Raw genomic sequence first — 25,633 nt, 5'->3', positions numbered from 1 at the left:
AACCCTCTCCCGAGCGGAGAGGGAGCCATCCGCGCAGGCGGTCATCTCCATCATCGAGCCTGTAGGAGCGGCCCATGGCCGCGATCACCGTCCAGCCGTTGCTTAGGCCTCCGGCGTCTCCTCGCAAAACCTCAGCCTGTTACCGAAGGGATCGGCGATCTCCATCACCAGGCCCCAGGGCAATTCCTCGATACCCGGGCGGGCGAAGCCGTAGTCCCTGGCCAGCAATTCGGCCTGGAAGGCGCGGATGCCGGTCAGGCGGACGAAGACCGTCGAGCCGGGGCAGGCATCGCCGTGGTGGCCGGAGAGATGCAGGCGCAGGCCGGCGCGTTCGACTTCCGCGTACAGCGGCAGCCCCGGTTCGAAGCGGTGTTCCCAGACCAGGCGGAAACCCAGGAAGTGGCAGTAGAATTCACGCGCCTTTTCGTCATCGAAGATGCGCAGGATGGGGCTGGGTGGCCCGAAGGCGATGGCGGCAGCGGCCATGAGGGTCTCCAGGGAAGCGGCAAGGGAAGGTCGATGATGCGCTTTCCGGGAGGCCCGGCAACCGGAACTGTGATCCGGAAAGCTTTGGTAACCCCTCTGGCAGGCCAGAGCGTGCGCTAGGCTGCAGTTCACCGGTGCGATGGCGAACCTATCCGGGTATCGTGCATTCTTTTTCCTTTCTGGCGGTTCGGCTGGGCCGAATCTTTCATCCTTAGTGACCAAGGTTGATCCATGCAGCGTAGACACCTGCTCAAAGCGTCCCTGGCCCTGGCGGCCTACACCGGCATTCCCTCCACCGGGCTGTTCGCCCTCCAGGCCTTTGCCAATCCGGCCAACGGCGATGGCCAGGCCTTCGATTTCGACTGGCTCAAGCAGCACGCCAAGGAGCTGGCCGGCCAGGCCTACCAGCCCACCGCCCAGAAACTGCCCGACACCCTGGCGAACATGACGCCGCAGCAGTTCAACGCCATCGGCTACGATGCCAAGCATTCGCTCTGGCACGACCTCAAGGGCCAGCTGGACGTGCAGTTCTTCCACGTCGGCATGGGCTTCAAGACCCCGGTGCGGATGTTTTCGGTGGACCCCAAGACCAACGAGGCCAAGGAAGTCCACTTCCGCCCCGAGCTGTTCAACTACAACGACAGCGGCGTCGACAAGAGCCAGCTCAAGGGCGACCTGGGCTTCGCCGGCTTCAAGCTGTTCAAGGCGCCTCACCTGGCCCAGTACGACATCGTCTCCTTCCTTGGCGCCAGCTACTTCCGCGCCGTGGACAAGACCCGCCAGTACGGCCTCTCGGCCCGCGGTCTGGCCATCGACACCTATGCCGATCGGCCCGAGGAATTCCCCGATTTCACCAAGTTCTGGTTCGTCACCCCGAACAAGAACAGCACCCGCTTCGTGGTCTATGCGCTGCTGGATTCGCCCAGCGCCACCGGCGCCTATCGCTTCGACATCGACTGCCTGAACGACCGCGTGGTGATGGACGTGGACGCCAACGTCAACGCCCGCCGCGACATCAAGCAACTGGGCATCGCGCCCATGACCAGCATGTTCGGCTGCGGCACCCACGAGCGGCAGACCTGCAACACCTACCACCCGCAGATCCACGACTCCGATCGCCTGGCCATGTGGAAGGGCAACGGCGAGTGGATCTGCCGTCCGCTGAACAATCCGCCCAAGCTGCAGTTCAACGCCTTCAAGGACGACAGTCCCAAGGGCTTCGGCCTGGTGCAGACCGATCACGAATTCGAAAGCTACCAGGACGTCATGGTCCGCTACGACCGCCGGCCGAGTCTGTGGGTCGAGCCCACCTCCGCCTGGGGCGAGGGTGCCATCCAGTTGCTGGAGATCCCCACCACCGGCGAGACCCTGGACAACATCGTGGCCTTCTGGGCGCCGGCCGAGACCATCACCGCCGGCAAGTCGCTGCACTATGGCTACAAGCTGCACTGGAGTGCGCTGCCGCCGGTGAGCACGCCGCTGGCGCGGGTCTATGCCACCCGTTCCGGCATCGGCGGCTTCCCCGAGGGCTGGGCGCCCGGTGAGCACTGGCCCAAGGTCTGGGCGCGGCGCTTCGCCATCGATTTCAACGGCGGCGGCCTGTCGTTCCTACCCGAGGGTACCGGCATCGAGCCGGTGGTCACCGTCACCGACGGCAAGGTGCAGGATTTCCACGTGCTCAAGATCGACGAGATCGGCGGCTACCGGGTGATCTTCGACTGGTACCCCACCAGCGACAAGGCCGATCCGGTGCAGATGCGTGCCTTCATCCGCACCCAGGATCGCGCCCTGAGTGAAACTTGGCTGTACCAGTACTTCCCGCCAGCCGCCGATAAGCGCCGCTATCCGGACTGGAAACAGTCCTAAGCGGTCAGCAAAAAGCCGCTGTGCCTCCCCGGCGCAGCGGCTTTTTTGTGCCCGGAAGAAGGGCGTGGGGCTGACTGATCGCGGTGGTCAGTCGGCCAGCACCACCTGGTTGCGCCCCGCGCGCTTGGCCCGGTAGAGCGCCGCGTCGGCCAGGCCGTAGGCGAGCTCGAAGTCGGTGCCCGGCAGGTTGAGGCTGAGGCCGAAGCTGGCCGTCACCGGCGCCGGTCCGGTCGCCTCCCGGGCGATGCGCAGACGCAGGCGTTCGGTCATGGCCAGGGCCTCGTCCCGCGCCAGGGTCGGCAGCAGCACGGTGAATTCCTCGCCACCCACCCGACCGACGATGGCCGGCGCCTGGACCAGCTCCTGCAGGCAGCGGGCGATGGCCTGGATCACCCGATCGCCGGCGGGATGGCCGAACTCGTCGTTGATGCGTTTGAAGTGGTCGATGTCCAGCACGATCATGGCCCCACCCCGTTGCCGCAGGGCCTGGCCGGCCTGGTCGATCACCGCGCCGCGATTGAGCATCCCGGTGAGGGCGTCGTGGGTGGCGCGGTACTCCAGCTGCTGGCTGAGGGTCTGCAATTGCTGGTTGAGGGCATTCATCTCGCGTTCGGCGCGATCGCTGCGGGCGATCAGCCGGCGGGTCTCGCGCATCAGGCGTTCGAAGTGCAGCGTCAGGTCGCCCAGGGCGGCTCGGTAGCGCTCGGCATCGGCGTCGTCGGCCCCATAGAGGGCGCGCGCCGCCTGCAGCACCCCGGCTTCCTGCTCGAACAGGTCGGGGCCCGCCTCGGCCGGGCTGCAGCGCCTGACGCTGGCGGTCATGCCGGCAGCTCGGGATGTTCGATGAACGTCAGCGCCTGGAAGTCCAGTCGCAGTTCTTCGCCAAATTCCTGGATGGTCTCGTCCTCGGCATCGTAGTACCAGTGCAGCTCCACCCGGTTGCCGGCCTGGGCCGCCTGGTCCAGGGCGTCGAACAGGGTGAACAGCATCTTGGTGCTGGAGCTGTTGAAGTAGGCCAGGGCCACGTGCACCCGGATGCGGGCGTCCCGGCGCTGGTCGAGGTAGGCCCGCAGCGACTCGATCACCGGCAGATAGAAGGCCGCGGCGTTTTCCGGAAAGGATTCGCCCTTGAGCCAGAGTTCGTCCTCGGCGAAACGGAAATCCACCTCCGGAGAGGTGGCGGTGGGAGCGATGAACATGGTGTCCATACGAGGTAGGGGTCCCTGTCAGATGATGGCTTTCAGGCAGAACAGGGTGGTGCCCGGCGTCTGCGTCGAGGGATGGAAGGCAAATTCCAGGGGTGCACTCGCATCGCGCGCCATGGTCAGGAAGCCGAGGCCGGCGCCCTTGCTGTCGGCCGGGGTCTCGGCGCGCAGGGATTCGCGATAGGCCTGCTTGATCTGTTCCAGCGACATGCTGCACAGCGGCTCGAGCCGCTCGCGCAGGGCGTCGACCTTGTCGCTGGCGATGGGGTTGGCGCAGAGCATCTGGTAGTTGCCGTCCTGGCGGGTGATACAGACCGAGCCCTGGCCCAGCTTGGTGTCCGCCAGGGCATCCGGCGGCAGCGCATCGGCGGAATAATGCAGCACGTTCTGTGACAATTCGATGAAGGAGGAAAACAGCTTGCGCCGGGTGGCGCCGCTGATGCCTTCGAATTCCAGTTGCAGCTTCACCACCTCGGCCATGGCGGCGACGATGCCATGGGAGAAATAACCGCGGTGATAGAAGATCACGTGCTGCTGCTGGGCGATGTCGAGAAAGGCGCCGTTCGCGGGAAAGGAGGCGGTCATGTCGGTCAGGCCACGCGGATGCAGAGGAAGGTGAGGTCGTCGCGACGCAGTTCGTCGCCTTGCCAGTGGGCGAGGTCCGCGCTGAGTTGTTCACAGAAGGCCGCGGTGGGCAGCGCACGCGATTCGCTCAGCCGGGTCAGGGCGCGGCGCTTGCCAAAGGAGGTGCGCCGCGGGCCGCCGATCTGGTCGATCAGGCCATCGGTGGTGGCGAATAGCAGGCTGCCCGGCGGCAACGGCAGGGTGGTGGTCGGCCAGCACTGGTCGAGCGGACTGTCGGCGTAGCCGATCCCCAGGCGCAGCGGCGCCAGGGTCAGGACGTCCGCGGCGTCGGGCGCCAGCAGGTGGAGCGGCATGCGGGCGCCGGCGTAGGTCAGGCTGTGGCTGCCTCTGTCCACCCAGAAGCAGGCCAGGTCCAGGCCGTCGTTGGATTCGGAGATGCCGCCGGACTGCCCCAGCATGGCCTTGACGCTGGCGTTGATCGCCGAGAGCAACGCCGAGGGATCGCGCGGTCCCAGCTGTTGCAGGGCCTGGGTCAGGGACGCCGAGGCGATCAGGGTCATGAAGGCACCGGGTACGCCGTGGCCGGTGCAGTCGGCGATGGCACCGAACCAGCCGTCTGCGTGCTGGGCGAAGTGGTAGAAGTCGCCACCGACCACGTCGCGCGGCTGCCAGACCAGGGTGGCGTCCTGTTCCATCACCGCCAGGGCCTCGCGCGAGCTGCGCAGCATGGCGCGCTGGATAACGCTGGCGTATTCGATGCTGTGCATGATCTGGCGATTCTTCTCGGCCTGCAGGTCTGAGACGATGCGCATCAGCTGCACGCCCAGGCCGAGCCCGGCGAAGCGCCCTTCGCGGGTGACGATGAAGCCATCGGCCAGGGCCTTTTCGCCCACCTCGACGGTGCGCCGGGTCAGCTCCTCGATGGACAGACCGGCATCCACCACCAGCGGCTCCTTGTCCATGAAAGCGATGCAGCTCTTGCGATCGTAGACTTCACGGTGATACGGCTTGCTCATCTGCGAGAGAAAGATGTCGCGGTTGATCAGGCCGATCGGGCGGTCGTGCTCGACTACCGCGAGACTGGTGATCTCGCGGCGTTCGTTGAACAGGTCCATGACCATGGCGTTGGTGTGCTCGGCCTCGACGGCGGGCCACTGGGTGCAGAGGTCGAGGGCGCAGCGTTGGCTGGGGCGGGAGGCGGCACGCGCGGAGGGCAGGGGAGCGGACGACATCGATACGAATCCGTTCTCGGGAGGTCGATGCAGCCTAGGGGCTCCGTGTTGAGCTTTGATGACAGGAGCTGGCCAGGCGCCAGCATAGTGCCGGGCCTGGCCAGGTGGGCGTCAGCCGGTCAGGACCCCCAGGGCGGCGCGGGTGAACGGCGGGGGCGGCACGGCGTTGAGCACCGCACCCTGGAGCACCAGACCGCTGTGGGCGAACTGGCGCTGGGTGGCCTCGATTTCCTTGGCGGTGTTGCATCCATGGCGCGACACCAGCAGACAGGTGCCGGCCTGGGCGGCCAGCAGCACGGCATCGGTCACCGCCAGCACCGGCGGGGTGTCGAGGATGATCAGTTCGTAGTCCTGCTGCAGGCCGCGCAGCAACTCGGTACAGCGCGCGCTCATCAGCAATTCGGCCGGATTGGGCGGGCGGACGCCGCCCACCAGGCAATCCAGGCCGGGGATCGCCGAGGGCTGGATCGCCTGCTCGGGCGTCGCCAGCCCCGCCAGCACCTCGGCCAGACCCGGGCGGCGGGCCAGTTGCAGGCGCCGGTGCAGGCGTCCGCGCCGCAGGTCGGCATCCACCAGCAGCACCCGCGTCCCGCCTTCGGCCAGCACCCGCGCCAGTTGCATGGCCACCGAGGACTTGCCGGCGCCGGGGCTGGCGCTGGTGATCAGCAGCAGGTCATTGCGCGCCTCGGTGCGGGCGAAGGCCAGGCTGGTGCGCAGGATCCGCAGGGCCTCTTGGTAGCCGCTGTCGAGTGAGGTCTGCAGCGGGCCGCCGAGTTGGCGGCTCGGCGCCAGTGGCAATTGCGCCAGCACCGGCAGGCCCAGATTTTCCAGGCCCTCGGCGTCTTCGATGCCGCGCTCCAGGCTGGCGCGCAGATAGACCCAGGCCATCCCGGCCAGGCAGCCGAAGAGCAGGGCGCTGAGGATCAGCAGGGGCTTCTTGGGATAGACCGGGGCGATCTGGGTATAGGCGCTGTCGATGATGCGCACATCGCTCACCGTGCCGGCGCGCACCACCGACAATTCCTGGATGCGCTTGCTCATCAGCGCATAGAGCTTGTCCGCCGCCTCGACGTCGCGCTGCAGGCGCAGGACCTCCTGCTGGGTCTGGGGCAGCTTGGCCAGGCGCTGCTGCACGGCCTGGCGCTCGCCGTTGAGCACCTGGCGGCGCGCCAGCAGGGTCTGGTACAGCGGGTGGGTGGTGGTGAAGCGCAGGGCCAGTCCGAGACGCTCCATCTCCAGGGCCGACAGCTGGCCATCGAGGTCCACCGCCTGGCGCAGCAGGCTGCGTCCCTCTTCGCCGATGGCGATGGAGCCCTGGCGGCGCTGATAGCGGTCCAGCGCCTGGCGGCCGTCGGCCAGGCGCTGATTCACCCGCGGCAACTCCTGGCGCAGGAAGGCCAGTTGCTGGGTGGATTCGTCGGCGTTGCGGGTCACGTCCTGGCGCACATAGGCCTCCGTGATGTCGCGCAGGATGCGTTGCGCCCGCTGCGGATCGGTGTCCTGCAGCTGGATCGAGAGGATGCCCGAGCGCTTGCCGCGCTCGCTGACCATCAGCCGCTCCTGCAGCGCCTGGATGGCCACACCGCGGCGTTGCTTGACGAGGATGAATTCGGTGCCCGGATAGGCGTGCAGCTGGGCGATGTCCAGCTGCAGCTCGCCGGCGCTGGCCGGCTGGCCCAGCCGACCTTCCAGCAGGCGCTTGCCCTGGGCATCGCTCAGCAGGAAGCGATCCGGGGCCTCGGCGGTGAGGGTCAGCGGCTGGCCATAGAGGGCGTCGGGCACGCTCAGCCTGGCGATGGTCAGCTGTTCGCCGCCCCAGGCGAAGCGCGCGAGGCCGAACAGCGGCGGGGCCACCCCGGTGCCCGCGCGTTCGTGGCGGCGCGCCAGCCAGTCGCCCAGCAGCGGCAGGCGCCGTGGGGTGACGCTCAGGTCCAGGCCCTCGGCGTCCACCACCTCGCCGACCACCCGCCGCGAGGTGAGCAGCTGCATCTCGGTGATGGCTTCCGGCGGCGGCAGCGGTCGGCCGTTGTCGGCTTCGTCCAGCCGCACGATGCCGCGCTGGTATTCGATCTGCACCGTCGCCACCGCCTGATAGCGCGGCGCGGCCAGTTGCGCATAGGCCACGCCCAGCAGGGTGCAGAGGACGATGCAGACGAGCAGGCTGCGGCGATGGCGCCAGAGCGCGGCGCAGTAACGGGCGAAACCTATGTCCGCGGCCTGGGTGGCGGCGGGGAGCGTCTGATGCGACTTGTCCATGCAGGAGCGGGCCTTTGGGGCAGGTACGAGAAAGGACAGCCGTCGCAGCCGCACGCTGGCGAGAGGGCAGCGCGCGGCGAACCGGGGGTCGAAATCGTCACACCAGGCAGGGCACAGCTGGGAACGCCAGGCGCTGGATCGGGGATCCGCGCCTTGTCGGCTGGAGTGCTGCGTCGACTCTAAGCGAAAGCAAAAGCCAAAAATGTGACACTCCGTGCAGAACGCGACGGATGCCCGCTTGGCAGCGTCAAGGTGCTAAGGCAGTCTTCTTCGCGACCTGTCGTGTCTCCGGACGACAAGCCCTGGCTCGCGCCGGGTTTTCCGGAGCCGCTGGTGCCCTGCCGAAGCTGGCGGATGCACCCGGGTATCAGATGCAAACGCCGCTGCCTCCCGGCAACGGCGTGTTCCTGACGGCTTCTTGAATGTAGTCAGCGGTTGAAGCCCGGTTACCCACCCACGCGCCTCTTGGCCTGCGTGGGCGGTCTTGCACCGGTTGTACCAGGCCTGCGGAAGATGGCGCCTGGTTCTTCACTGCCCTGGACGGCGTTCTCGACTGCATGGCTGTCAGGAGACAGGACAATGAGTGTGGTATCTGACGTTACCCATCCCGGGGTCCGGGTGGGACGGTGGCCGTTCTGGCTGGGCGGTCTGGTGGTCGGTCTGCTGTTGCTGCTGGCGCTGCTCTGGCGCCTGCCGGATTTTCGCGACGGCACCGGGGCGCAGAATCTCGAAGCCAGCTATCACGTCCTGCTCAGTCTCAATGCCCTGGACGAATCCGGCGTGACCCGCCACTGGTGGCTGCCCACGGTGACCCTGGGCGGCAGTCACGACAAGCAGGTGTCCTGGGGCGCGACTATCCCCACCCACAGTGGCGACTACGTCTACACCAGCTTCAGCAGCTACGGCTTCCTCGCGCCCTATCTCGGCCTCAAGGCCGCGGGGCTGACGCCTTCGCTGCACAGCCTCGCGCTGTTCAACGCCGCCCTCGGCGCCCTCACGGCGCTGCTGCTGTTCCGCCTGCTCTACCTGGTGCTGCGCAGTCACGGCGCCAGCCGCGGCCTGGCCGCCACGAGCGCGGTGCTGGGCTGCCTGATCGCGGTGTTCAGCCGCGAGGCGCTGCTGTCCCAGGGCCTGCTCTACTGGGTGCAGAGTTTCTACCAGGTGCTGCTGCTGGCCAGTCTGCTGACGCTCTTCCACTACCTGCGGGCGCCCACCGGCCAGCGCCAGCGGCTGGGTTGGCTGCTGGCCGGCTTGGTCTGCTTCGGCGCTCTAACCGAATGGACCGGCTACGTCTTCGGCGGCGGGCTGGTCGCGCTGTTCTGGCTGCAGCGCCGGCAATTGCCGGAAGGCCAGCGGATGGCCTGGCGCCTGGCCTTCGCCACGGCGCTGGCCGGATTGCTGGTGCTGCTGCACTACAGCCTGGCGGCGGGCCTGTTGCCGACGCTCAAGGCCTTTGCCCGGCGCTTTCTCGCCCGCAGTCCGAACAATGCCCACCTGACCGACTTCTTCGCCGGCTACGGGCTGTCCTTCGGCCTGTTCCTGGCCGCGGTGGCCATCGCCCTGGGGGTACTGGTCTGGAAGCGCAAGAGCCTGAACTGGCCTCGCAGCACCGCGCTGCTGCTGGTCGCCGCCAGCGTGCCGCTGCTGGAAAATCTGCTGCTGCTGCAGCATGCCACCCAGTTTTCCTTCGATCGCCTCAAGTTCATCTTTCCCGCCGCGCTGCTGCTCGGCCTGGCCTTTCTGGCCCTGAAGACCCCGGGGCGCGCCGTGCTCGCCGTGGTGCTGGTGGCCGCGGCCCTGCAGAACGGCCAGACCTATCGCCAGGACCTCGCCGGCTATGCCGGCTGGGGCGCCATCGACCGGCAGAACCAGGCCCTGGTCGGGCTGGTGAAAGGCCAGGTCGCACTGGACTGCACCCTCATCTCCACCGACATGACGGTGCGCGGCTACGCCAACCTGCTGTTCCACCGCAGCATCCACGAATTGCAGCGCCAGCCGCTGGACTACCACGGCGAGCCGGGGGCCTGTGGCGGACTCTATCTGGAAGGCCGGGATTTCCGCGTCGACCTGCCCGAATACACCCGCGCCCGCCTGAGTCTGGCGGACGGTCGCCAACTGACCTACGCCAAGGTCGAGGGTGACTGGCGCCTGCAATGAACGCCCCATCCATGAACGTGCTGCGAGGAAACCGGGTATGCCGGGTACGCTGATCAATCGACTGAGTTTTCTGGCCCTGGGTGGCCTGATGGTCCTGCAGTTCGGCGTCTTCGAACAGAGCCCGACCAATCCGGTGGGCATCCGCTACGTGGGCGAGCTGTACCTGGCGATCTGCCTGGGTTTCTTCGCGCTCTTCACCCTGAGCACCTGGCATCGGCCGCAGCGCGACTATCGGCTGCTGATGGGCTTCTGCCTGTTTTCCACGGCGGTGTTCGTCGGCCTGCCGGCGGTGTTCGCCCAGCTGTTCTGGGGCCAGCCGCTGGTCTACGGCCTCATCGAGGAGCGGCGGGTGCTCTACTGCTTCAGCGCCTTCCTGGTGCTCTACCTGGCCAAGCGGCTGAATGCCGTGCAGTTCGAGAATCTGATCATCCTGGTCGGGCTGCTCTCGGCGCTGCTGTGCTGGCTGTCCTATTTCAAGATGCTGCCGGACCTGCGCGAGGAGGTGAAGGACCTCAGCCGTCCCGGACGGGCCTCCACGGGGGCGGGCGCCATCTTCTTCGGCTACTTCATCTGCATCTACTTCGCCGGTCGCGGGCGTTCCTTCATCGACGGCCAGTTGCGGCCCAAGCTGAGGCACGGCCTGCTGGCGCTGTTCTTTCTGGCGACCATCGTGGTGGTGTTGCAGACCCGCCAGCTGATCGTGGTCTGCCTGGTGTTCACCATCCTCGCCCTGCGCGCGCGCCTGGTCGGCCCGGCGCTGTTCGGCGCCATCATCATCGCACCGCTGATCCTCTATCCGCACCTCCTGGAAACCCTCGGCTTCAACCTGGATTTCTATGCGCGCTCGGTGCAGGAAGGCCCCACCGACAACGTCCGGGAAAACACCATTTCCCAGATCATCAACCACCTGCAGCTGTACAACGGCCTGCCCAGCGGCAGCCTCAGCCTGATGTGGAACGACGGCTTCAAGCCGATCTTCGGCGACTACTTCTTCCTTTCCGACGTCGGCATCTTCGGCACCGTGTTCCGCTTCGGTTTCCTGTCGATCCTGGTGATTCCCATCGGCCTGGCGGTCCACTACCTGGTGGCGCGCAAGCTGAGCCGCGACCTGGAATTCACCCTGGCGGTATTCCTCGCCTTCATGACCATCTGGCCGCTGCAGGGACTGTTCGAATACCAGGGCACCGCGGCCCTGCTCTTCGTCATGCAGGCGCTGAAGACCTACCACGCCGCGCCCCAGTACGGGGTGATCAGCCTGCCGGAGCGACCGGGAGCGCTGCCGCCCGGTCGCCAGGTCCTGCCGGTCTAGCAGCCGGTCAGGCGTTCGACGCGGCGTTCGCCGGGAAAGAAGAAGGGGCGCAGGCGCACGCCCAGGCTGTTGCCGAAGAAGGCGGCCACCAGCCACAGCCAGCCGTGCAGGCTGCCCGAGGCGATGCCGCTGAAGTAGGCGCCGATGTTGCAGCCATAGGCCAGCCGCGCGCCGTAGCCCAGCAGCAGGCCGCCAAGCACCGCCGCCACCAGCGACCGCGCGGGAATGCGCAGGCTGGGGGCGAAGCGCCCGGCAAGGCCCGCGGCGGCCAGGGCGCCCAGCATGATGCCGAGATTCATCACGCTGGTGACGTCGAACCAGAAGGGCTCGGCCAGCGCCCGGGCATTGGCCGGTTGCTGCCAGAAGGCCCAGCCGGAGACGTCCAGCCCGAGCAGACCGGCACCCTTGGCGCCCCAGAGGGCGAAGGCCGAGGTGACGCCCCAGGGGCGACCGGCCAGGGCCAGGGTGACGAAGTTCAGTATGGCCAGGGCGATGGCGCCCCAGACCAGCGGCCAGCTGCCGCGCAGCAGGCGCGCCGCGCCCTGGTGTTCACCGGGCACCGTGACTTCCAGCGAGCCGTGGCGACGGCGCTCCAGTACCACCGAGACCCCGGCGATCAGGGCGAAGGCCGCCAGGCTGACCAGGATACCGGGCAGCACGCCCAGGCTGGTCACCAGGGAGGTGGGCGGCAGACTGGGCAGGGCGAACCACCAGCCCAGGTGCTGGGTGGCGATCAGCGAACCGATGACGAAGAACAGCAGGGTCACCAGCATCCGCGCATTGCCGCCGCCGGCGGTGAATAGGGTGCCGGAGGCGCAGCCACCGCCCAGTTGCATGCCGATGCCGAACAGGAAGGCGCCGACCACCACCGAGGTGGACAGCGGCGAGACGTTGCCGCGCACCGCCTCGCCGAACAGGCTGCCGGCGCCCAGGGCGGGAAAGAACAGCAGCACCGCCAGGGCCAGCATCACCATCTGGGCGCGCAGGCCGGCGCCGCGGCGGTCGAGGATGAACACCCGCCAGGCCGAGGTGAAGCCGAAGGCGGCGTGGTAGAGGGTCAGGCCCAGGGCGCTGCCGAGCAGCAGCAGGAGCGCCTGACGGCCGCCCACGGCCTGGCCGAGAAAGAGCATGCCCAGGGCGAGCAGGCAGGTCGCCCACAGGGCCGCCCAGGGCAGGCGAGGAGAGGAAAGCGTAGAGGTCTGCTGCATCATGGTTCCGGTAGCTTCGAACTAAAGTCCGACCATTTTAGTAGGACTTGCCTGGGAATCCCAGCCACCCGGCAGCTCTGGTTCAATGAAAGGGTTACATCGATATAGCCAGAAGTTATCTAGCATTCAGGGCAGCCGTTTGGCCGAGGGCGTGGTCAAAGCGGCCAAAGGAATTCCCTGGAGTCGCCGTGTCCGCTGCTGCCGTGCCGTCTGTTCCCGCCTTGCCCACCCTGTCGCGACTGCGCGGCTGGACCGCCCTGGCCGCTGCCCTGGTGCTGGCCGGTTGCAGCCTGACGCCCAGCTCCCAGGGGCCGACCCGTTCGCCGGCCGAGGTGCGCGCCGAGCTCTTGCGGCTGCTGCCGACCAGCGTGGCGGATCGGCAGGGCTGGGCCAGCGATATCCAGACCGCCTTCAGCGCCCAGGGCCTCGAGCCCTCGACGGACAACCTCTGCGCCGTGCTGGCGGTGGCGGAGCAGGAATCCACCTACCAGGTCGATCCGCCGGTGCCGGGGCTGGGGCGGATCGCCCGGGAAGAGATCGACAGACGTGCGGCGCGGGCCTATGTGCCTCAACTGCTGGTGCGCACCGCGCTCAACCTCAGGTCGCCCACCGGCAAGACCTACGCCCAGCGCCTGGACAGTGCCCGAACCGAGCGCGAGCTGAGTCTGATCTTCGAGGACTTCATCGCCATGGTGCCCCTGGGAGGCCAGCTGTTCGGGCGCTTCAATCCGGTGCGCACCGGCGGCCCCATGCAGGTCAGCATCGACTTCGCCGAGGCTCATGCCCGCGGCTATCCCTATGAGCGCGAGGGTTCCATCCGCCACGAGGTGTTCAGCCGACGGGGCGGTCTCTATTTCGGCACCGCGCACCTGCTGGGCTATCCGGCGGACTATGCCACGCCGCTGTATCGCTTCGCCGATTTCAACGCCGGCTGGTACGCCAGTCGCAATGCCGCCTTCCAGAGCGCGGTAAGCCGGGCCACGGGGATGAAGCTGGCGCTGGACGGCGATCTGGTGGTGCCCGGTTCGCGGACCCAGGGCGAGACCGAGCGGGCGGTCAATCGCCTGGCGCCGGCCCTGGGCATGAGCGACATCGCCATCCGCCACGACCTGGAGGCGGGGGAGTCCGAGGACTTCGCCAAGACCGATCTCTATGCCAAGGTCTATGCCCTGGCCGAGCGCAAGGCCGGTCGCAGCCTGCCGCGCGCCATCCTGCCGGGCATCACCCTGGAAAGTCCCAAGATCACCCGCACCCTCACCACCGCCTGGTTCGCCCAGCGGGTTGAGGAACGCTGGCAGCGCTGCCGGGGCCGCGCCGCGCGCTGAGGGGAGCAGGGGGCCGAACGGCGTTTTCCAGGTGACGAGGGTCGGGCCCGGGGATGGCAATTGGCCAGACTATTCGCCTAACATGGGGCGATGAAGCGGCCTCGCGCCGTACGGTTCTGGTGTAGTCCCTAGAGGTCCAGATGACCGATACCCCCGGCTCCCGGTTGACGCTGATCGTCGACCAGCCCACTCCCACGGCCCGCCATCGGCTGCCACCCCGCGAACAGGCCAAGGCCCTGCGACTGCTGCGCACTCTGGGCCTCGAAGCCGATACCCCGCCGGAACTGGTGCTGGCCTGGCTGGAACGCCGCGATGGCGGTTGTTCGCTGCCGGAAGCGGCGCGCCAGATCGGGCTGGGCAACTGGCTGGGGATCACCACCAGCCTGGCCGACCTCACCCAGAATCTGGCGCGCTTCGAAGCGGCCTATGCCCTGGACAGCGTGCTCGACTCCCTGACCGTCCTGGCCGAGCAGTCGCCGCCCGAGTCCCGCTAGCCGCTAGAGGCCGGCACCGCGGATGTTGACGTAGAGGCTGTACAGCGAGTGGGAACCGGCCATGAACAGGCGGTTGCCTTCCGGGCCGCCAAAGCAGAGGTTGGGGCAGCGTTCCGGCAGGTGGATGTGCCCCAGCGCCTTGCCGCTGGGATCGAAGACCCGCACGCCATCGAGCGCCTCGGGCTTGGCCGCCGGCGCGCCACTGCTGCCCCAGCCGCACCAGAGATTGCCCGCCACGTCGCACTTGATGCCGTCCAGGGCGCCGTATTCCAGCGCCTCGATGTGCTTGTGGCGCTCGCCCAGGCTGCCGTCGTCCCTTACCGTATAGGCCCACACCAGGCGATTGGGCTTGGCGCGGCCCTCGACCACGTAGAGCAGCTTTTCGTCCGGCGAGAAGGCCAGGCCGTTGGGGCCGTTGAGATCACCGATCACCCGGGTCACCGCCAGGCTCTCGCCGTCGATGCGATAGACCCCATCGGGTTGCTCGGTCTTGACCCTATGACCCTCGTAGTCGCTGTTGGCCTGGAACGGCGGGTCGCTGAACCAGATGGAGCCGTCACGCTTGACCACCACGTCATTGGGCGAATTGAACGGCTTGCCGTCGAAGCTATCGGCCAGCACCGTGATACGCCCATCGTGCTCGGTGCGGGTGACCCGCCGCCCGAGGCCGTGAGTGGTGGAGCCTTCACAGGCGATCAGCCGACCCTGGCGATCACGGGTCAGGCCGTTGGCGAAATTCGACTGGGCGCGGTAGGTGTCCAGCCGGCCGCTGACCTCATCCCAGCGCACGATGCGGTTGTTGGGGATGTCGCTCATCAGCAGGTAGTTGCCATCGCCGATCCACACCGGGCCTTCGGCCCAGCGCAGGCCGGTGGCCAGGCGTTCGACACTGGCGTTGAACAGCCGCAACTCGAGGAAGCGGTCGTCGAGGATCTCGATCAGCGGATCGGGATAGCGTTGGCTCAGGGGTTCCCCGGCGCGGGCGAGACCGGGCAGGGCGAGGGCGGCGCCGCAGACCAGGCCGCTCTGGAGCAACTGGCGACGTGACAATGGCCGGGCGAGGCCCGGGAGGGAGTCATGCATGGTGCAGGTCCTTGATTGTTATTGTTCAGACGAGGCAATGCGGATCAACCTGCATCGGCAGGTTAATCGTATGACATCATATGTCTTGTGATGGATGGCGCCAACCGGGGCACGGGCCTAGTCGGCCTCGAGCACCAGGCAGGTCCGACCGCGGCCCTGGCGTTTGGCCTGATAGAGGCGCCGGTCGGCTTCGTGGAGAAAGCCTTCGAGGTCGTCGGCGAGGCCGCTGAAGACGCCGGCGCTGAACGACAGCGGCGGGGCGCCGGGGGCATAGCTCTGGGCGTGGCAGTAGCGGCGCAGCAGGTCCAGCGCTTGCAGCAGCTGCTCCGGTGGCATCCGGCTGACCAGGGCGAATTCCTCGCCGCCCAGGCGACCGGTGAGATCCTGAGGCAGGGTCCGGGCCAAGGCCTGGGCGAAGACCACCAGGGCACTGTCGCCGCTGGCATGGCCGTGTTCGTCGTTGATACGCTTGAAGTGATCCAGGTCGAGCATGGCCACGCTCAGCGAATGGCCCTCGCGTTCGGCCTGGCGGAACAGCTCCTGGGCCTGATCCTGGAAGGCGCGCCTGTTGCGCAGCCCGGTGAGGGAATCGTACTGGGCGGCGTGGGTGAGGGCGCGCATGAGATCCCGCCGTTCCAGGGTCGAGACCACGCGACAGTTGAGCTCCTCGGGGCAGAAGGGCTTGCGCAAGAAGTCGTCGGCCCCCTGCTTGATGAACTTGGCGCTGAGCGAACCCTTTTCGTCGGCCGACAGGCCGATGATGCTGAGGTCGTGGCGGCGCAGCTTCTGCCGCAACATCTGCACCAGTTCGAAGCCGCTGAGGCCGGGCATGCTGTGGTCCACCACCAGCAGGTCGATGTCCGGCTGCTCTTGCAGCAGGCGCAGGGCCTCGTTGCCGTCGCAGGCGTCCAGCAGCTGGTAGCGGTGGGGCGTCAGCACATGGCGGATGTAGTTGCGGGTGGCGTCGGAGTCCTCGGCGATGAGGATCTTGACCGCGGTATTGCTGTCCAGCCGCCGCAGCAGCCGGAAGGCGAATTCGTAGGAGTACTGGCTTTCCTTGAGCACATAGTCGACCACGCCCTTGGTGAGCAGGTCGTCGCGCCGGCGCTCGTCGTAGGAACCGCTGAGGACGATGCAGGGCAGACGATAGCGCAGCACCAGATCGACGCTTTCGCCATTGGGCGCATCGGGCAGGTTGAGGTCCACCAGGGCGGCGAAGAACAGATTGGCCGAGGTTTCCAGCATCAGCTCGGCTTCGGCCAGGGTGGCGCAGAATACCGGCTCGAAGTCACGCTGCTGACGAAAGAGGTGCGCCAGAATCTTGAGGACCATGGGGCTGTCTTCGATGACCAGGATGGAGCGCACCGGTAACTCCTGCAGGGCAAAGATCGGCCGAGAATAGTTCTGGCGTCAGAGGAAGGGATCATTCGCCTCTGCGTATCGGCCAAAGGATCGACGACTTGAATGGCCGCCGATCCTTCCCGGTTCAGCGGTCCGCCTGGCCTTCCAGCTGGCGCTGCCGGGGCAGGCGCAGGGCGTCGTCGCGCGGCAGCGGGCGACTCAGCAGGTTGCCCTGCACCTTGTCCACCTGCAGCGCCTTGAGCGCTTCCAGCTCGGCGAGGGTTTCCACCCCCTCGGCGATCACCTCCTTGTGGGTCTCGCGGGCGAAGGCGATGATCGCCGAGGCCAGCGCCCGGCGTTCGGCGTCGCGATCGATGTCGCGCACCAGGCTCATGTCCAGCTTGATCATGTCCGGCCGCAGTCGAAGGATGTGCCTCAGACTCGAATAGCCGGCGCCGGCATCGTCGATGGCCAGGCGCACGCCCTGGGCCCGCAGCGGTTGCAGCTGGGCATGCAGGGCGTCGTAGTCGTCGACCTCGGCATGTTCGGTGATTTCCAGCACCAGGCGTCCGGGAGGATTGCCGGCCAGCAGCGCTGGCAGGCGCCCGCCCAGGATGGTCTGCGGCGAACAGTTCATGGTCAGGTAGCTGTCGTCGGGCAGACTCTGCAGCCCCTGCAGGGCGAAGCGCATGGCGCATTCTTCGAGCTCGTCCCCCAGACCGATGGCGCTGGCTTCGGAAAACCACAGGTCCGGGCTGCGCTGCGGCGGGCAGTGGAAGCGCGACAGCGACTCCCAGCCAGCGATGCGCAGATCCGCCAGGTGATAGATCGGCTGGTAGACGATGCTCGGCTGGTGGGCGGCCACCGCGCCCTGGATGCGCTCGCGCATCTCCACCTGGCCGCGGCGACTGGAGACGTCCAGGCTGAGGCGATCGGCCACCAGTTCGGCAAAGGTCCGCACCAACTCCAGGTCACGGGGACTCAGGGTCGGATCGGGCTGGTACTTGAAGCAGCAGAAGGTGCCATAGAGTTCGCCATCGCTGAGCCGCACCGGCACGCTGACGTGAGCGCCGATGGGCACGCTGCGGGTTTCCGGGATCAGCCGGGTAGCGCCGACGGCGCGGGTGTCGGGGATGAGTTCGGGCAGGTGGCCGGTCACCACCTGCTGACAATAGCCCTGGCTGAGCGGCAGGGCATCGCCGGCCTTGAGCGGCGCATCGGGCGCCGCATCGACGTTGCGAAAGACTCGATCCTGCTGGCGAAATTCGGCAAGAAAGGCCACGTCCATGTCCAGGTGGATGCGCAGCGCGTGCAGCACCTTGTCGATGCAGCCCTGGCTGCTCAGGTTGCCGGTATCCAGGCCAACCACCTCCAACAACTCGGTACCTGATTCCCTCATGTCCTCACTCCCGGGAAACTACGACCTGAACCAGTGTAGAGCCTGGAATGAATTTGTCAGTCAAATGACCTCATCCATTCGGCTTAACCCCGTTCGGCGTACCAGGCCTCGAAAGCGGGCAGGGCCATGGGCCGGGCCAGCAGATAGCCCTGGACCTCGTCGCAGCCGGCTTCCTGCAGGAAGGCCAGCACCTCGGGCGTCTCTATGCCCTCGGCGACGCTGCGATAGCCGAGCTTGCCGATCAACGCCAGCAGCGCCCTGACCACCTCCTGCTTGCGTGGATCCTCGGGCAGGTCATGGATCAGCGAGCGGTCGAGCTTGACGCTGGTGACCGGCAATTCGTAGAGATAGGCGAAGTTGCTGTAGCCGCTGCCGAAATCGTCGATGGCGATCTCCAGGCCCAGCTCGCGCAGGGCATGCAGCTGGGCGATGGCCTCGGGATTGCGTTTCAGCCATTCGCCTTCGGTGATCTCCACTTCCAGCCGCCGCGGATCGACACCCTGGCGCTGGCAGGTCTCGCGCAGCAGGTCGACCAGATCGCCTTCGTCGAAATCCCGTGGCGACAGGTTGAGCGACAGTCGCCCCTGGTAGCGAGTGTCCCAGTGCGCCAGCTGGCCGATGGCGGTACGGATCACCCAGCGGGTGACGCTGTGGATCAGCGCGGTCTTCTCGATCGCCGGAATGAAGTCGCCGGGCGCGATGGGACCGAGTTGCGGATGGGTCCAGCGCAACAGGGCTTCGGCGCTGCACAGTCGACGTCCGGGCAGAGCCAGGCGTGGCTGGAAGGCCAGGCTGAAGTCGCCGCGCTCCAGGGCTTCGGGAATCTGCCGGACCAGCTGGAAGATCCGCTGGAAGGCCTCGTCCCGGGGGCGTTCGTAGACGACCCAGTGACGACTGCTCAGCGCCGCCTGATCGACCGCCACCATGGCCTTGCGCAGCAGGTCGCGGACTTCGCCCGCGTCGAGCAGGAAGGGCACCACACCGGCCTTGACCGGCGGATCGATGGGAATGCGGTCGGCCTGGACCGGCATCCGCAACTGGGCGATGAGCGCGTCGAGCAGCGGCGGATAATCGCAGTCCTCCGGCAGCAGGAAGGCGAATCTCTTGGTGTCCACGTGATAGACCTTGGCCCGCTCGCTCAGGGCGTCGCACAGGCGCAAGGCCAGGCTGCGCAGAAAGGTCTCGAAGGGCCACATGCCCTGGGCCAGAATCAGTTGCTCCTTCCAGTGGGTCTCCAGGGGATCCACCAGCACCAGCAGGCGCCCCTCGTCGGGCTGGAGTTCGGCCAGTTGGGCGACATCGGCGTGGAACTGCTGGCGATTGGGCAGGCCGCTGACCGGATCACGGCGGCGCAGGTGCTGGCGCAGGCCTATGAGGCTCATCACCTGGGCGGCGAAATCGTCCAGGCGCTTGCGTTCCGCGGCCGTCAGTTCGCGCGGCTGGCTGTCGAGGATGCACAGACTGCCGATGGCATAGCCGCCCTCGGTGACCAGGGTCGAGCCGGCATAGAAACGCACATGGGGGGCGCGTACCACCAGGGGGTTATGGCTGAAGCGGGTATCGCAGCAGGCATCGTTGATCTCCATCCGGCCATCCTCGGCCTGGATGGTGTGGGCGCAGAAGGCGTCCTCGATGGGCATCTGCGCCAGGTCGAAGCCGACGCGGGCCTTGAACCACTGGCGATCGCGATCCACCAGGCTGATCAGCGCGGTCGGCACATTGAAGCTGCTGGCGACCAGTTCGCAGAGGCGATCAAATTCCTCCGCCGGCGCCGAATCCAGCAACTCCAGGGCGTGCAGGGCGTTGAGGCGGTCATCTTCGTACTTCAGTGAATCGGCCATCAGGCTATCTCGGGAATATCGATGAGCCTTGCTCGAGCAACAAGCCCATCCTGGAAGAACTGCCGCGACCCGAGCCAGGCGAGTGCAGCAAACGAGAGGCAGGTCTGCGGAAGTATCGGCGAGAAATCATAAGACTTTAGCCGTTTCGTCTCGCCTGCCAGTCTGGAACCTTAGCGCGGCTGCACGTCAATCGCGAGCCCTGGTCGAAGGGATATCCCCTGCCGAGTAGCGACCATGACCCTGACCTGCCTGTTCGACATCAACGAGACCGTGCTGGACCTGTCCGCGCTGGATAGCCTGTTCACCGACCTGTTCGGTGACCCCCAGAGCCGCACGCTCTGGTTCGCCCAGACCTTGCAGAACGCCATGAGCGCCGAGCTCTGTGGCCGGCACGCCCCCTTCGAGACCCAGGGTCAGGCGGCGCTGGAGATGATCGGCGCACGGTTCGGGCGAACGCTCACCGCCGCCGACAAGCAGCGCGTCGCGGACGCCCTCAAGCGGCTGCCCGCCCATGCCGATGTCCGCGCGGGCCTCGATTTCGCCCGGGCACAGGGCGTGAGCTGCATCGCCTTTTCCAACAATGCACGCGCCGCGACCCGGGCGCAGCTGGAATACGCCGGCCTGAGCGACGCCTTCGCCGATATCCTCTCGGCCGAGGACGCCGGCGCCAGCAAGCCGGTTACGGCCACCTATCGCCAGGCCGCCAGCAGCCTGGGTCAACCCGCCGAAGACCTGTGGCTGATCGCCGTCCATGCCTGGGACATCGCCGGCGCCCAGGCCGCCGGGTTCAAGGGTGCCCTGCTGCAGCGGCGTCCCGACCAGGTGGCCAATCCCCTGGCGCCGCCCCAGGTGACCGCCGGCACGCTGCAAGAGGCAGTGGCGCGCATTCTGGCCCACGAGGGCCGCGGCTAGTTGCCCCGGCGTGCTAACGTCCGCGCTATCACCGGCGGGTGCCGGTTTTTCCAGACAGTGAGAGTCGCTTTCCCATGACGGATACCCTTGCCCGGCTGCGTGCCGGCGAACTGGCCGGGGCCACGCGCCTGACCCTGCGCGCCGACCTGACCGAATTTCCCGAAGAGATCTTTAGCCTGGCCGACAGCCTGGAAATCCTCGACCTGTCGGGCAATCGGCTGACCCGCTTGCCGGCCGACCTGGGTCGGCTGCACCAGCTGCGCATTCTCTTCTGCTCGGGCAATCCCTTCACCGAGCTGCCCGAGGTGCTGGGCACGCTGCCCAGGCTGGAGATGATCGGCTTCAAGGCCTGCCAGCTGGAGCGGGTAGGCGCCGCGGCCCTGCCGCCACGCCTGCGCTGGCTGATCCTTACCGACAACCGCATCGCCGAGGTGCCCGCCGCCCTGGGCGAGCGACCCGCCCTGCAAAAGCTGATGCTGGCCGGTAACCGCTTGCAGCATCTGCCGGCGTCCATGGCCGACCTGCACCAGCTGGAACTGCTGCGGCTGTCGGCGAATCGCTTCGCCGCGCTGCCGCCGGCCATCCTGGAGTTGCCACGGCTGACCTGGCTAGCCTATGGCGACAATCCCCTGGGCGCCGAGCGCGAGCGCGCGGTGCGAGCTCAGGCCGCCCGCCAGCAGCGCATCGCCTGGGGTGATCTGCAGCTTGGCGAGCAGCTGGGGGAGGGCGCCTCCGGCATCATCCATCAGGCGCGCTGGCAATCGCCCACCGGGTCGCGCGAGGTTGCCGTCAAGCTGTTCAAGGGCAGCATGACCAGCGATGGCACCCCGGAAAGCGAAAGCGCCGCCAGCCTCAGCGCCGGCACCCATCCCTGGCTGATCGGTGCTCTCGGTGACCTGGCCGAGCATCCCGAGCAGCGCAGCGGCCTGGTGCTGGAGCTGGTGGAGCCGGCCTTCGGCAACCTGGCCGGTCCGCCCAGCTTCACCACCTGCAGCCGCGACGTCTATCCCGAGGACACCCGCTTCACCGCCAGCGCCGTGCGCAGCATGGCTGGCGGCATGGCCAGTGCCCTGGCGCACCTGCACCGGCACGGCCTGGTCCACGGTGATTTCTATGCCCACAACATCCTCTGGGATGGCGGCGCCCGCTGCCTGCTGGGGGATTTCGGCGGTGCCTCGCTGCTGCCCGAGGACGAGGTTCAGGCGGCGCGCCTGCAACGCTTCGAGAGTCGCGCCTTCGGCATCCTGCTGGAGGAGTGGCTGTCGCGGTGCAGCGAGCCGGTCGATCCGGCACTGGCGGCCCTGGCCGCGGAGTGCCAGCAGCCCGCGCTCGATGCCCGTCCGCTGCTGGCCGAGGTGGCGCAGCGACTGCAGGGCTAGTCCCGGGGCTCGTCCAGGGCCCAGTCCACGGCGGCCAGGGCGTGCAGTCGCGTGGTGTCGAACAGCGGCACCGCACTGTCGCTCTGGTCCACCAGCAGCATGATCTCGGTGCAGCCGAGCACGATGCCCTCGGCGCCTCGGGCGACCAGTTCGGCGATGATGGCGCGATAGGCGGCCCGCGATTCGGCGCGCACCTCGCCGCGCACCAGCTCTTCATAGATGATGCGGTGCACGGTCTGGCGCGCGGTCGCCTCAGGCACCAGCACCTCCAGGCCGAAGCGCGCCGTCAGCCGCTCGCGATAGAAGGCCTGCTCCATGGTGAAGGCGGTGCCCAGCAGGCCGACGGTCCGCAGGCCCTTCGCCTGGATCGCCGCCCCGGTGGGATCGGCGATGTGCAACAACTGCAGGGCCGTGGCTGCCTCGATCTCGTCCGCCAGGCAATGCATGGTGTTGGTACAGAGCACCAATGCCTCGGCACCGCCTGCCGCCAGTTGTCGCGCATGCGCCTGCAGACGTAGACCCAGCGTCGCCCAGTCGCCGGCATGCTGCAGGGCAGCGATCTCGGCGAAGTCCACCGACAGCAGCAGGCAGGCCGCCGAATGACTGCCACCCAGTCGCCGCCGGACCTCTTCGTTGAGGATGCGATAGTAGTGAGCCGAACTCTCCCAGCTCATGCCGCCCAGCAGGCCCAGGGTGCGCATGGTCGTTCCCATGGTGATTGGCGAATGGGCATCTTGGCGCCTGTTCCCGCTGTGCGCGAGGATCAGTGAGGCAGAGATCGGGCGGTACAGTGAGCAGCCTGGTCGGCCGCAAGAACGTCGAGGGGAATCGGCGGATGCTGCCCTAGGCCTCTAGCGGCAGGTCTGGAGAGCGCGACTCCTGATTTATCCAGCTTGGAGATAGACGCCCAGTGTCAGGGCAAGGCGGAGCACGATCAGGACGGCGAATGCGTTTTCAGCCAGTCCTTGAGCGCGGCATCCATGCGGGTTTGCCAGCCTGAACCCGTCGCGCGGAAGGCGTCGACAACGTCCGGGGAAAGCCGAATGGTGATGCGCTCCTTGGTGACGCTCGCTTGGGGTCGGCCGCGACGCAGCTTGGCTTGCAAGGTCACCGGCAACGCACCGATACGCACCGATTGCTCGACCTTCTCGTCGGTCCACTCAGGGTTTTCCGCGTCGATCAATTCAGGGTTGAGTGGCTTGCTCATAGCGTTTTACCTCGCGATTGTTTGCCTTGCGGAAGCTGATGACCCGAATGCCGGTAGCGGTTTCGGTGAACACCACGGCATGCACTCGGCCCGCAACCATGCCCAGGGCCGAATACCGTACTTCCGGATAGATCCTGCGGTCGTCGACCCAGACCAGCGCCGTTTCGAAATCGAAGTTGGCAACCCCTTCGAAGCTCAATCCGCGAGCAGCGATGTTGAGGGCGTTCTTGGCCGGGTCGAAGGTGATGTCCATGGATTTATCGTATGTACATTAATTGGGGGCGGCAAGACTTTCTCGTCCATACGAGCCTGCGGAAGATGAGGCAGCCTGCGGATGACGTCAACGAGCGTTGGGGAGCGGCCTCGACACACATCGAGCAAGCCTGACGGTCTTCCCTCCAGTGCCTCGATACGAGCTTTTGTGTCGCTAGCTAGCGCCGGTGGCAGCGCCCTGGCATGCAAGCTACGCTTCGAGAGGCCACTCCCGGCCCTGGAGGTGATCGTCATGCTCAAAGCACTGTTCGCCGCGCTAGCCCTGACCCTTTTCGCATCCGCCAGCGTCCAGGCGGCGCCTTGCCGGGATGCCCACGGCAAGTTCGTCAAATGCGACACGACCAAGACCAAGGCGGTGCAATGCAAGGATGCCAAGGGCAAGTTCGCCAAGTGCGGCACGCCCGGGGCCACGCCGGTCAACTAGAGGCTGTCGGGCGGACGTCAGGCAGGGGCCTGACACCTCGCCTGGCGTAAGCGCAGCTAGTCCTTTTTTTCCGCCGATCCCGGCTCCGACCAGGCGCGGTGCCGTTCGGCCTTCTGAGCCTCGCTTTCCACCCGATTGAGCACCTCGCCCTCGTGCTGGACCTCGGGACCGCCGCCATAGACATGGTCGAGGCCCTGCATCAGGGCGGCATAACCCTGGGCGGCCACCTGCACCGGATCGTGCTTGGGCCCGGCGCCGACGCTGGTGTCGTCTTCGCCGGCGCGGTGGAAGAAATTGGTGTCGGTCTGGCCGGGCATGAGCACCGTCAGGGTCACGCCGCTGTCCTTCAGCTCGTTGCGCAGGGCGAAGGCGAAGGAGTTGATGAAGGCCTTGGATGCGCCATAGACGGCCTCGAAGGGAATCGGCGCGGTGGCCGAGATGGAGGAGGTGAAGAGCACCCGGCCGCGGCCGGCGGCGACCATCTCCGGCAACACCAGCTTGGCCAGGTGCACGGTGGCCATCACATTGAGCTGGATCAATGCCATCTCGTCTTCCAGGCGCGTCTGGCCGACGAAGGCGCCGCCCAGGCCGACGCCGGCGTTGAGCACCACGACGTCCAGCGGGCGGCCCTGGCGACGCAGGAAGCGAAAGGTCTCTTCCACACCCACGGCGGTGCGCAGGTCGGCCGCATGGCTCCAGACCTTGACCCCCAGGGCACGCAATTCGCGCTCGGCGGCGTCCAGCCCGTCGCCGCGGGAGACCAGCAGCAGATCATGGCCGTGGCGGGCCAGCTGCTTGGCCAGTTCGAAGCCGATGCCGCTGGAGGCACCGGTGACGGCGGCCAGCGGCCGGGAAACGTTGCTCATGCTGAAATCCTCTGCAGACCTGGTGTAGCTGGGATCGTCGCGGACGGCTGGCGCTCCCCGCGGCCGACGGTTGGCCCCTGAGGGCATGGCATAATCGCCAGGCCGTGTAGAGGAGACAAGAGATGCAACCCGCGGATCTGGAAGCCCTGGTGACCTGGACCATGCCCTATGGCAAGTACGCCGGCCGCCTGCTGGCCGACCTGCCGGGCCACTACCTCAACTGGTTCGCCCGCAGCGGCTTTCCGCCTGGCGAGCTGGGCCGCTTGCTGGCGCTGATGCAGGAGATCGACCACAACGGCCTCAAGCCGCTGCTCGATCCGCTGCGCCGCCGTTAGTCCGCCAGGCGACGCATGTCGATATGGGCAATGCCGTCTTCGTCATAGACCGCTGAGCAGGGCGTGAAGCCATAGCGGCCATAGTAGGCCTGCAAATGGGCCTGGGCGGAGAGGAACAGCGGGCGCCCGGGCCAGCGCTCGGCGCAGACGCGCAGGGCTTCCGCCAGCAGCAGATGCCCCAGGCCGCTGCCGCGGCCCTCGGGGGCGACGATCACCCGGCCGATCACCACTTCCTCGCGTACCGCGCCGAGCAGGCGCAGGTAGGCGTGCAACTGGTCGTCGCGCCAGCCGAACAGGTGCCAGACGTCTTCCGCCAGGTCCAGGCCATCGGCGTCGGGATAGATGCACTGCTGCTCCACCACGAAGACCCGGGCGCGCAGCACCAGGGCGGCATAAAGCTCGGCGGTGGTCAGCGCCGGTGCGGCGCGGCAGCTCCACTGGAGGGTCATG

General features: G+C 67.2%; 25 protein-coding genes. 9 read left to right on the top strand and 16 right to left on the bottom strand.

The genetic code is table 11. The annotated features are described in order from the left end of the window. Window positions 1-102: 102 nt before the first annotated feature. Window positions 103-486, bottom strand: a complete 384-nt coding sequence (locus tag POR01S_RS12710; protein WP_027597151.1) for a glyoxalase superfamily protein — start codon at window positions 484-486, stop codon at window positions 103-105. A gap of 231 nt (window positions 487-717) precedes the next feature. Between POR01S_RS12710 and POR01S_RS12705 the strand changes: the two genes are divergently transcribed. After that, window positions 718-2,352, top strand: a complete 1,635-nt coding sequence (locus POR01S_RS12705) for a glucan biosynthesis protein D (RefSeq protein WP_027602518.1) — start codon at window positions 718-720, stop codon at window positions 2,350-2,352. A gap of 87 nt (window positions 2,353-2,439) precedes the next feature. On the opposite strand, the gene POR01S_RS12700 is transcribed toward POR01S_RS12705, so the two are convergent. The 5 genes from POR01S_RS12700 to POR01S_RS12680 form a co-directional block, all read right to left on the bottom strand. Continuing rightward, entirely contained in the window at window positions 2,440-3,174 is a 735-nt protein-coding gene (locus tag POR01S_RS12700; RefSeq protein ID WP_027602519.1) for a GGDEF domain-containing protein, read from the bottom strand. Then, a complete protein-coding gene (locus POR01S_RS12695) occupies window positions 3,171-3,560 on the bottom strand; it encodes a DUF1987 domain-containing protein (RefSeq protein WP_007159605.1) in 390 nt (129 codons plus the stop codon). The genes POR01S_RS12700 and POR01S_RS12695 overlap by 4 nt, the downstream gene beginning before the upstream one ends. Before the next feature lie 18 nt (window positions 3,561-3,578). Then, window positions 3,579-4,142, bottom strand: a complete 564-nt coding sequence (locus POR01S_RS12690) for a SiaB family protein kinase (RefSeq protein WP_007159604.1) — start codon at window positions 4,140-4,142, stop codon at window positions 3,579-3,581. A 5-nt stretch (window positions 4,143-4,147) separates the two neighbouring features. Continuing rightward, window positions 4,148-5,374: a SpoIIE family protein phosphatase gene (locus POR01S_RS12685; RefSeq protein ID WP_042136162.1), complete on the bottom strand. Its 1,227-nt coding sequence runs from the start codon at window positions 5,372-5,374 to the stop codon at window positions 4,148-4,150. Window positions 5,375-5,485: 111 nt separating this feature from the next. Next, window positions 5,486-7,630: a polysaccharide biosynthesis tyrosine autokinase gene (locus POR01S_RS12680; protein WP_042136160.1), complete on the bottom strand. Its 2,145-nt coding sequence runs from the start codon at window positions 7,628-7,630 to the stop codon at window positions 5,486-5,488. Between the two features lie 579 nt (window positions 7,631-8,209). Here POR01S_RS12680 and POR01S_RS12675 point away from each other — a divergent pair. Both POR01S_RS12675 and POR01S_RS12670 read left to right on the top strand, forming a co-directional pair. Beyond that, a complete protein-coding gene (locus POR01S_RS12675) occupies window positions 8,210-9,787 on the top strand; it encodes a hypothetical protein (protein ID WP_042136158.1) in 1,578 nt (525 codons plus the stop codon). Window positions 9,788-9,824: 37 nt separating this feature from the next. Next, window positions 9,825-11,096 carry a hypothetical protein gene (locus tag POR01S_RS12670; RefSeq protein WP_042136156.1) on the top strand — a complete coding sequence of 424 codons (1,272 nt, stop codon included), beginning with the start codon at window positions 9,825-9,827 and terminating at the stop codon, window positions 11,094-11,096. Here the strand turns inward: POR01S_RS12670 and POR01S_RS12665 are convergent. Further along, window positions 11,093-12,304, bottom strand: coding sequence for a YeeE/YedE family protein (locus POR01S_RS12665; RefSeq protein ID WP_156045024.1), 1,212 nt, complete (start codon window positions 12,302-12,304; stop codon window positions 11,093-11,095). The genes POR01S_RS12670 and POR01S_RS12665 overlap by 4 nt on opposite strands. Window positions 12,305-12,525: 221 nt before the next feature. Between POR01S_RS12665 and POR01S_RS12660 the strand changes: the two genes are divergently transcribed. Further along, window positions 12,526-13,629 carry a DUF1615 domain-containing protein gene (locus POR01S_RS12660; protein WP_420893619.1) on the top strand — a complete coding sequence of 368 codons (1,104 nt, stop codon included), beginning with the start codon at window positions 12,526-12,528 and terminating at the stop codon, window positions 13,627-13,629. A gap of 140 nt (window positions 13,630-13,769) precedes the next feature. Then, a complete protein-coding gene (locus POR01S_RS12655) occupies window positions 13,770-14,123 on the top strand; it encodes a hypothetical protein (protein WP_007159597.1) in 354 nt (117 codons plus the stop codon). A gap of 3 nt (window positions 14,124-14,126) precedes the next feature. Here the strand turns inward: POR01S_RS12655 and POR01S_RS12650 are convergent, their stop codons facing one another. From POR01S_RS12650 to POR01S_RS12635, 4 genes are all read right to left on the bottom strand, one after another. After that, window positions 14,127-15,206 (bottom strand): SMP-30/gluconolactonase/LRE family protein, encoded by a 1,080-nt coding sequence (locus POR01S_RS12650; RefSeq protein WP_042136152.1) that lies wholly within the window; start codon window positions 15,204-15,206, stop codon window positions 14,127-14,129. A gap of 117 nt (window positions 15,207-15,323) precedes the next feature. Continuing rightward, the gene (locus tag POR01S_RS12645) at window positions 15,324-16,571 is read right to left on the bottom strand and encodes a GGDEF domain-containing response regulator (protein WP_027597140.1); all 1,248 of its coding nucleotides are present in this window, start codon (window positions 16,569-16,571) and stop codon (window positions 15,324-15,326) included. Window positions 16,572-16,692: 121 nt separating this feature from the next. Then, window positions 16,693-17,946, bottom strand: a complete 1,254-nt coding sequence (locus POR01S_RS12640) for a sensor domain-containing phosphodiesterase (RefSeq protein ID WP_042136151.1) — start codon at window positions 17,944-17,946, stop codon at window positions 16,693-16,695. An 83-nt stretch (window positions 17,947-18,029) separates the two neighbouring features. Next, window positions 18,030-19,787: a putative bifunctional diguanylate cyclase/phosphodiesterase gene (locus tag POR01S_RS12635; RefSeq protein ID WP_042136149.1), complete on the bottom strand. Its 1,758-nt coding sequence runs from the start codon at window positions 19,785-19,787 to the stop codon at window positions 18,030-18,032. Window positions 19,788-20,021: 234 nt separating this feature from the next. Between POR01S_RS12635 and POR01S_RS12630 the strand changes: the two genes are divergently transcribed. Together POR01S_RS12630 and POR01S_RS12625 are read left to right on the top strand one after the other, a co-directional pair. Next, a complete protein-coding gene (locus POR01S_RS12630; protein ID WP_042136147.1) occupies window positions 20,022-20,699 on the top strand; it encodes a haloacid dehalogenase type II in 678 nt (225 codons plus the stop codon). 74 nt (window positions 20,700-20,773) lie between these two features. Next, window positions 20,774-22,078: a leucine-rich repeat-containing protein kinase family protein gene (locus POR01S_RS12625; protein WP_042136145.1), complete on the top strand. Its 1,305-nt coding sequence runs from the start codon at window positions 20,774-20,776 to the stop codon at window positions 22,076-22,078. On the opposite strand, the gene POR01S_RS12620 is transcribed toward POR01S_RS12625, so the two are convergent. The 3 genes from POR01S_RS12620 to POR01S_RS12610 all read right to left on the bottom strand — a co-directional run bounded on the left by POR01S_RS12620 (window position 22,075) and on the right by POR01S_RS12610 (window position 23,538). Then, entirely contained in the window at window positions 22,075-22,779 is a 705-nt protein-coding gene (locus POR01S_RS12620; protein ID WP_042136142.1) for an aspartate/glutamate racemase family protein, read from the bottom strand. The two genes, POR01S_RS12625 and POR01S_RS12620, sit on opposite strands and share 4 nt — an antisense overlap. A 233-nt stretch (window positions 22,780-23,012) precedes the next feature. Next, complete coding sequence (locus tag POR01S_RS12615) at window positions 23,013-23,285, bottom strand: BrnA antitoxin family protein (RefSeq protein WP_027597134.1); 273 nt, start codon at window positions 23,283-23,285, stop codon at window positions 23,013-23,015. Then, window positions 23,263-23,538: a BrnT family toxin gene (locus POR01S_RS12610; RefSeq protein ID WP_042136139.1), complete on the bottom strand. Its 276-nt coding sequence runs from the start codon at window positions 23,536-23,538 to the stop codon at window positions 23,263-23,265. Before POR01S_RS12610 ends, POR01S_RS12615 begins: the two co-directional genes overlap by 23 nt. A 252-nt stretch (window positions 23,539-23,790) precedes the next feature. On the opposite strand from POR01S_RS12610, the gene POR01S_RS12605 reads away from it, so the two are divergent. After that, window positions 23,791-23,982 (top strand): hypothetical protein, encoded by a 192-nt coding sequence (locus tag POR01S_RS12605; RefSeq protein WP_007159587.1) that lies wholly within the window; start codon window positions 23,791-23,793, stop codon window positions 23,980-23,982. A 56-nt stretch (window positions 23,983-24,038) separates the two neighbouring features. Here POR01S_RS12605 and POR01S_RS12600 read toward each other — a convergent pair whose 3' ends face one another. Beyond that, on the bottom strand, window positions 24,039-24,848 hold the full coding sequence (locus POR01S_RS12600) for an SDR family NAD(P)-dependent oxidoreductase (protein ID WP_007159586.1): 810 nt from the start codon (window positions 24,846-24,848) through the stop codon (window positions 24,039-24,041). 122 nt (window positions 24,849-24,970) lie between these two features. On the opposite strand from POR01S_RS12600, the gene POR01S_RS12595 reads away from it, so the two are divergent. Then, window positions 24,971-25,183, top strand: coding sequence for a DUF3820 family protein (locus POR01S_RS12595; RefSeq protein ID WP_042136137.1), 213 nt, complete (start codon window positions 24,971-24,973; stop codon window positions 25,181-25,183). Here POR01S_RS12595 and POR01S_RS12590 read toward each other — a convergent pair. Next, on the bottom strand, window positions 25,180-25,632 hold the full coding sequence (locus POR01S_RS12590; protein ID WP_027602534.1) for a GNAT family N-acetyltransferase: 453 nt from the start codon (window positions 25,630-25,632) through the stop codon (window positions 25,180-25,182). The genes POR01S_RS12595 and POR01S_RS12590 overlap by 4 nt on opposite strands. Window position 25,633 lies beyond the last annotated feature (1 nt).

The organism is Pseudomonas oryzihabitans NBRC 102199 (assembly GCF_000730625.1).
GTDB classification, from domain to species: domain Bacteria; phylum Pseudomonadota; class Gammaproteobacteria; order Pseudomonadales; family Pseudomonadaceae; genus Chryseomonas; species Chryseomonas oryzihabitans.
This window is presented reverse-complemented; position numbering and strand designations above follow the sequence as displayed.